The organism is Gemmatimonadales bacterium, assembly GCA_036265815.1.
Lineage (GTDB): Bacteria > Gemmatimonadota > Gemmatimonadetes > Gemmatimonadales > GWC2-71-9 > CAVVWJ01.
Genome location: DATAOI010000069.1, coordinates 1 through 6,817 on the forward strand (window position 1 = coordinate 1; position 6,817 = coordinate 6,817).

6 protein-coding genes are annotated in these 6,817 nt (G+C 67.0%); 5 read left to right on the forward strand and 1 reads right to left on the reverse strand.

Annotation, left to right across the window (positions count from 1 at the left end; genetic code table 11):
- The first annotated feature begins 408 nt into the window (after positions 1-408).
- A complete protein-coding gene (locus VHR41_15135) occupies positions 409-834 on the forward strand; it encodes a hypothetical protein (protein ID HEX3235531.1) in 426 nt (141 codons plus the stop codon).
- A 330-nt stretch (positions 835-1,164) separates the two neighbouring features.
- Here VHR41_15135 and VHR41_15140 read toward each other — a convergent pair whose 3' ends face one another.
- Positions 1,165-1,530, reverse strand: coding sequence for a response regulator (locus VHR41_15140; protein HEX3235532.1), 366 nt, complete (start codon positions 1,528-1,530; stop codon positions 1,165-1,167).
- Positions 1,531-2,586: 1,056 nt separating this feature from the next.
- Here VHR41_15140 and VHR41_15145 point away from each other — a divergent pair.
- The 4 genes from VHR41_15145 to VHR41_15160 all read left to right on the forward strand — a co-directional run bounded on the left by VHR41_15145 (position 2,587) and on the right by VHR41_15160 (position 6,810).
- Entirely contained in the window at positions 2,587-5,082 is a 2,496-nt protein-coding gene (locus VHR41_15145) for a cation-transporting P-type ATPase (protein ID HEX3235533.1), read from the forward strand.
- Positions 5,083-5,478: 396 nt separating this feature from the next.
- Positions 5,479-5,949, forward strand: coding sequence for a heme-binding domain-containing protein (locus VHR41_15150; protein ID HEX3235534.1), 471 nt, complete (start codon positions 5,479-5,481; stop codon positions 5,947-5,949).
- A gap of 19 nt (positions 5,950-5,968) precedes the next feature.
- Positions 5,969-6,418: a hemerythrin domain-containing protein gene (locus VHR41_15155; protein ID HEX3235535.1), complete on the forward strand. Its 450-nt coding sequence runs from the start codon at positions 5,969-5,971 to the stop codon at positions 6,416-6,418.
- A 263-nt stretch (positions 6,419-6,681) separates the two neighbouring features.
- A complete protein-coding gene (locus VHR41_15160) occupies positions 6,682-6,810 on the forward strand; it encodes a hypothetical protein (GenBank protein ID HEX3235536.1) in 129 nt (42 codons plus the stop codon).
- The last annotated feature ends 7 nt before the right edge of the window (positions 6,811-6,817 follow it).

Consider the following 6,817-nt stretch of genomic DNA (forward strand, 5'->3'; position numbering starts at 1 on the left):
ATTGCGAGGGATGGGCCGCCGCGTGCTCCACCACCATCCGCACCGCTCGCTCCCGCACTTCCGGTGAAAACCGTCCTGGTCTTGCCATGGCCCCATCCTCTCAAGGATTGGAGCCTCCGGGAAAGCCGGGGCGGTTCAATCCGGTCTCCGGGTGCGACGTGGTGCTGATGGGTAATAAGGGAAGGTCACGGCCTGACACCAGGCTGACAGTACTCGCATCCAGAGTCTGCATCCCGTGATAAACACAGGAGAGCTTTCGGCTTAGCTGTTTGGCTGCGGGCTTGCACCTCCAGGCGCTGTTGCAATGACTACAGTCTCTCCTGGAGGTCCGAGCTAATGCAAATCCGAATGCTGGCATTGACTGCAGTGTCTGTTTTGGCCCTTGCCGGTTCAGCTGAAGCGGATAGCGTGAGAATCGGAGTCAAGATCGGCGTCCCGGCTCCGCCGCCCGTCGTTGTGACGCCTCCGGTGGTCGTGACACCTCCAGTGGTGGTGGCACCGCCGGCGCCTGTTGTCGTCGTCCCCCCGGTTGCACCGCCCGTGATCGTGCGCGCGCCCCAACTCGTGGTGGTGCCCGGATCGCCGGTGTTTTATGCGCCCGGTGTCGAGATGAACTTCTTCGCGTATGGGGGGCGGTACTACAGCTTTCATCACGACCGGTGGTTCGTAGCCCCGAGGCCTGGCGCTCCCTGGGTCGCGATTGCACCCGGCCGCGTCCCGCAGCCGGTCCTTGGCGTGCCGGTCGCCTACTACAAGGTCCCACCGGGCCACGCCAAGAAGATCGATAGAGGGCACGGCTGTCCACCTGGGCTGGCCAAGCAGGGGCGCTGCTAAGCCGCTGCTCGGCGCGCTGCCATCACGTAGCTCATCAATTGCCCGAAGGGGACGGACCTCCTCACTGGAGGTCGCCCCCTTCGGGTTCTCTCTTGTCTGGACCCGGGGGCGAGGCCACGGCCCTAGGCTAAGCGCTGGGCGCCCTCACGCCGTCGTCCCCCATCACTTCCAAAGACAAGCTGAACCATCCTCCAGCGGGAACGGGATGATCTCCTGGGTGTGCTCGCACCACCTCTGGTAGCTCTGCGCCGTGTAGGGCTGACCGCCGCCAGACCTGGCGGGAGAAGGGATGCTACCGTCCGGGAGGCGCCCCGGAAAACGCTCGATCATTTACGCACCGAGTATCCCACGCACTGCATCGACCACCGTGTCTACCGCCAGCGGCTTCGTCAGCACTCGTGCCCCGAACAGGGGCACACGATGGTTCCTCAACTCCTCGGCTGGATACCCCGTCATGAACAGCACCTTCATTCGGGGCCATCGATCGCGCAGCGACTCCGCCAATTCGTGGCCGTGCATCCCGCGCATCACGATATCAGTCACGAGCAGGTCGATGGGGTCGCGGCCTGCATCCACGAGCCTGATTGCCTCGCCGGGTTCGGTCTCAGTCAGCACCCTGTACCCTCGCGTGGTCAGCATGTCTGAAATCACGTTTGCTACGTCGGCGTCGTCATCAACCACAAGGATGGTCGGCACGATGGTTCCTCGTTCGGGTCTGGGTGCTCGGCTCACGCGCCGCGCCGGCGGATGGCTCGGTGGCGCAGGACAGGACTCTGGCGGGGTTGACTAGTGAGCTTCCGCGAAAGAGGAGCGGCTTGACGACCGTGAATACGCTTCCCGCAAGACGACAACCCACTCAACGGCAGCGGCGATGGGGGACCGTGACGGGCGCGCTCGCCGCGTTTCGACCTCACAGAGGGTATCCGAGGTCGGCACGACAGCGGGGGGCGACCCCTCCAAGCCAAGAGCATGGCCACTCATGACAACGCTATCCATCGACTGATCCGCGTCGAACGAGAACACGCCCGGCAGATAGGCTGGAGAAATCGAGGAGGACATAGGCGGCGACCGCGAGGGTGAACAACCGGGTGCGGACGGCTCGCAGCATTCAACAGCCTCCCCGTTGGCAATAGCCCCAGTAGGCCGGGGCGCGAGGCCGATGGTATAGGGTTCAGGAGGTATGCGCGAGAATTTGTATCGGGTCTGCCGATGGGCGCGCGGCTCGGCACCGCGGGGCTCGGAGGAGGAGGGTCAAGAAGGCTTGTCCCCGGGCATCGGCCCTCCGCGGAACTCGGCGGGATCTCTCGGGAGGCGGGCCCGCCCGAGCCTCCGAGGCCCGGCCTCCTCGACCGCGTCCGTCACGCCATCCGGACCCGGCACTACAGCCGGCGCACCGAGAAAGCCTACGTTCACTGGATCCCTCCGAAGGTCCGCAAGTCGCCAATCAGATACACCGGCCTGACCCTCACAATGATCACACGCGTCCGGTGGCGAGCTCCTGCAGGCGTCGGCGGGTCGCGGTCAGGGCGTCAATCGTCGTCTCCTCGCTCTCGCTGAACGTGAAGGGCTCGGCCGCGCTACGACTGGGGGGTGTATGAACCGGGCTCAGGGTGGTATGACAGGCGGCGTGATCACGGGCCGTCCGACTGCTGCGATTCACGCGGTGGCGCGCCTCATGAGCCCACCACGGCATCGGCGGGCTAGGCGTGCACTGGGCCAGCGCCGTGAGCCCGTCCCGGTGATCGCGTAGCCGTGACTCGACGCCCAGTTCCACTCGATCGGCTGGGAGACCTGCTGGCTTCCGAGCGGGGCCTGACCGAGCCTGAGGCAGGTGTCCGGCGTGAACGCTATGGCGCCAATGCGATCATCGAGACACCGCCCGCGCGCTGGCGGGAGCTGGCCCGCGACACCGCAAAGGATCCGATGCTGTGGTTCCTGACAGCCACGAGCCTCCTGTATGCCGTCGTGGGGCAGCTTGGCGAGGCCCTGACCCTCGTCGTGGCGCTGGTGCCGCTGGCCGGAATGGATGTCTTTCTTCACTGGCGCAGCCAGGCGTCGGCCGAGGGGCTTCGGACGCGCCTGGCCGAACGAGCGGTGGTTGTTCGCGACGGCAGGCGCGTGGAGCTCAGCGCGGTCGAGGTGGTTCCGGGCGATCTGACGGTCGTTGCCCCCGGAGAAGCCTTCCCTGCCGATGGCCTGGTGATCCGGGGGAGCGAGCTTCAGGCTGACGAGTCAACCCTGACTGGGGAGGCGTACCCGGTCCCGAAGCAGCCGCTACGGGAGCGAGTCGTGGGGAGCGACGAAGCGACGGTCGAGACCCTCCACTGGGTATTCGCGGGGACGCGCTTGCTGACGGGAGAAGCGTTCGTGCGGATTGTATTCACGGGCGCGGAGACCGTGTACGGGGAAATTGTCAGGTCGGCGGTGCAGGGCCAACGTGCACTCACACCCCTTCAGCTCACCATCAAGCACCTCATGGGCTTGTTGCTCAGCATTGCCGCGGTCATCTGTCTCATCCTCGCGGCGGTGCGGCTGCGACAGGGTTACGGCTGGCTCGACGCCCTCGTGAGCGCGGTGACGCTCGCCGTCGCGGCCTTGCCGGAGGAATTCCCCGTCGTCTTCACGTTCTTCCTCGGCGTCGGCGTCTATCGGTTGGCTAGACGGCAAGCGCTCGTGCGGCGGGCTGTCTCCGTGGAGAACATCGGCCGCATTACGACCGTGTGCTCCGACAAGACCGGCACCATCACCGAAGGGCAGCTTCGCATGGCACATCTGCGCCCATATCCCGATGGGGACGATGCCCGACTCCTGCGCATCGTCGCTCTCGCGTCCCGTGGCGATAGCGGAGACCCTCTGGATGCGGCGGTCCTGGGCGAGATCGGGCGGGCCAAAGTCCGACTCCACGATGTAGAGCGCCTGGCGGTATTTCCGTTCACCGAGGGTCGCAAGCGGGAAACGGCAATCGTTCGAGAGGCGCAAGGCAGCGTCATCGCCGCGACAAAAGGAGCTCCGGAGTCCATCCTCGCGATGTGCGACGCTGACGAGGCAGCTCGCTCGTGGGCCGTGAGAGAAGTGGCGGCGCTCGGCGGACAAGGCCACAAGGTCATCGCGTGTGCGTGGCGGCCCGTGGATGCCGTCGGCGCTGACGAGCCGATCACCGGGTATCAGTTAGCTGGGGTCGTCGCCTTCGAGGATCCGGTGCGCCCGGGAGTGGCCGACGCCGTCCGCGCATGCCGCCTGGCCGGGATTCACGCCATCATGGTCACGGGTGACCACCCAGTCACGGCGCGCGCGGTTGCGGGAGAAATCGGGCTGGGTGGGGCCGAGCCGCGCGTCATGACGGGCGACGAGATGGAGCAGGTGGCCGCGCGCGGGGGCCTGGAGGATCTCAAGCGAGTCGACGTCATCGCCCGCGCCGCGCCATCCCAGAAGTTGACGCTCGTTCGCGCGCTCCAGCAGGCCGGCGAGATCGTTGCCGTCACCGGCGATGGAGTAAACGACGTGCCGGCGCTCCAGGCCGCCGACGTCGGCATCGCGATGGGTGAGCGCGGCACGCGGAGCGCTCGAGAGGTAGCCGCGATCGTGCTGCTCGACGACAACTTTCGCACGATCGTCCGAGCGATCAGTGAGGGGCGTCAGCTCTTTGCCAATCTCCGGGCGAGCTTTCAATACCTCTTGATCATTCACGTGCCGTTCGTGGTGTCCGCCCTGGCGGTTCCGCTGCTCGGATATCCGCTCCTCTACCTGCCGGTGCACATCGTCTGGGTGGAGTTGATCATTCATCCCTCGGCATTGCTGGTCTTCCAGGAGTTGCCGGCGGGCCCGCTCCGGCGGCAGGCGGCTCCGCGGAAGGCAGTTCTGTTTCATCGCCGCGACTGGATCATGATCGCGGCGGTCGGCGCCGTCGTCGCAATGACCGTCGTCCTCGCCTATGTACGCAGTGCGAGCGAGCCAGGAGGAACCGAGCATGGCCGCGCTGCCGCCCTGGCGACGCTGGCGGTGGCGAGTGGATTCATCACCGCCGTGCTGAGCCGGCTTCGCACCCGTGCGGCCTGGCTGGTGTCCGGCGCCAGCATTGCGTCGGCGATCGTTCTTGTGCAGATCACACCCCTCGCGGGCCTGCTACACGTCGAGCCGCTGCATGCCCATGACTGGGCATTGGTTGTGGGCGGCGGCTTGTTTGCGCTGGTGCCCTTCGCCGTAGGCGCTGTCGGATCACGGGGCGTAGGATCCCCCAGGACGACGTAGACGACGCTGACGGCCACCAGGAGCAGGAAGTCGGCTCGCGCAGGACCTCGGCTGCGATGGCGGGAGCCCGCGGCGCCGCGCGCTCGGCAGGTCGTCGTGGCCGTTGCGGCGCAGGCGCTCGGCCGCGGCGGTGTCCGGGACCCCGACCTGCTAGGCGAGGAGGTGGTCGCACACCGGGGGGGGCATTGGCCCATATGATCGCCTCGGGGAAAAGGTGGCCCGACCGGCACGCGGCGTGGCGGTCGCCGCCGCCGGGCGTGTGGAGGGCGCGCCCCACGTGGGGCGAGGCTGCCCGGGACCGCCGCGGGCGGGGCGACTCAAAGTCACGACTTCTCGATGTTCTTGATACGGCACGATCGTTGCGGTCGGGTCTGATCGAGGAAGGAGGCTTGGCCCATGCGCCGGATCGTGCGCTGGCTCGGGATGCTGCTGGTCGTGGCGTTCATCGCCATCCAGCTCGTTCCGTACGGTCGGCGGCACACGAACCCCCCGGTGACGCAGGAGCCGCCCTGGGACCAGGCGCGGACGCGGACGCTGGCGGTCCGGGCGTGCTTCGATTGCCACAGCAACGAGACGGTCTGGCCGTGGTACTCGCACGTGGCACCGATGTCATGGCTCGTGCAGCGCGACGTCGACGAGGGACGCCGCGCGCTGAATTACTCCGAGTGGGATCGAGGCCAGCGCGAGGCGCGCGAGTCGGCCAAGAGCGTCAGGAAAGGCGAGATGCCGCCGTGGTTCTACGCCTTGCCGGGCACGAGCGCGAGCCTCACGCCGGCTGAGCGGTCAACGCTCATTGCGGGGTTGGAGCTGACATTCGGCTCAGAGCGGACAGGCGCCAATCACCGCCAGAAGAAGAACGACGATTGACGTGAAGGAGCCAGCATAGATGGACATCAGGATTCCTGAGCCGTTGAAGGTCGAACACGAGGAGCTGCACGCGGAGCTCGTGGCCCTCACCAAGGCCCCGGGCAAGGTCGGCGAGGCCGCCCGCAATGTCGCCGTGCTCCTGCACCCCCACTTCGTCAAGGAGGAGGAGTACGCGCTCCCACCGTTGGGGTTGCTCGCCCCCATCGCCGAGCGGGGCGTCACGCCGGAGATGCGAGCGGTGCTCCCCATGACGGAACAGCTGAAGAAGGACCTGCCGCAGATGCTCGCGGAGCACCAGCAGGTCGTCGGGGCGCTCCGGACGCTTGCGGAGGTGGGCCGAGTGGAGGGGCGACCGGACGCCGAGCGCTTTGCCGAGAAGCTCCGGCTGCACGCCGAGACCGAGGAGCAGGTGCTCTATCCTGCGGCCATGCTCGTCGGCGAGCAGGTCCTGGCGCGGCTCGGGAGGTGAGGGCCCGGCCCATGGACTGGCCGTCCGGGTCGAGGACCTGAGCGCGGCTTCAGTAACGTCGTCGGGGTCGACCGCGCCTCGTTCGTATGCCAGCACGGCGATCGAGGCTCGATCCGGCGGGCGTCACAACCGCTGACCCCTTTCGTTCACCCAGGTCTCACCCGGGAAGTCGCTTGCGCTTGATCATCCGGGAGCGTGCCTGGGGCCTCTCCAGTGAGAATCCTGCGGTCCCTCGACGATCGTGACGATGGTAAGGTGCGCTCATGGAACTGACCGACGAGGGACGCAAGGTTCTCGAGATCGTCCGCCGTGTCCTGGTCGCGCGCACCCACTGGGCCACCTGGGGGCGAACCCTCATGGCCGAGATCGAGGCGGAGGTGAAGAAGGCGTAGCCCGACG

Coding starts and splice junctions, on each gene's coding strand:
- VHR41_15155 (HEX3235535.1), top strand. CDS start 5,969: ATGGACATCAGGATTCCTGAGCCGTTGAAGGTCGAACACGAGGAGCTG.
- VHR41_15160 (HEX3235536.1), top strand. CDS start 6,682: ATGGAACTGACCGACGAGGGACGCAAGGTTCTCGAGATCGTCCGCCGT.
- VHR41_15150 (HEX3235534.1), top strand. CDS start 5,479: ATGCGCCGGATCGTGCGCTGGCTCGGGATGCTGCTGGTCGTGGCGTTC.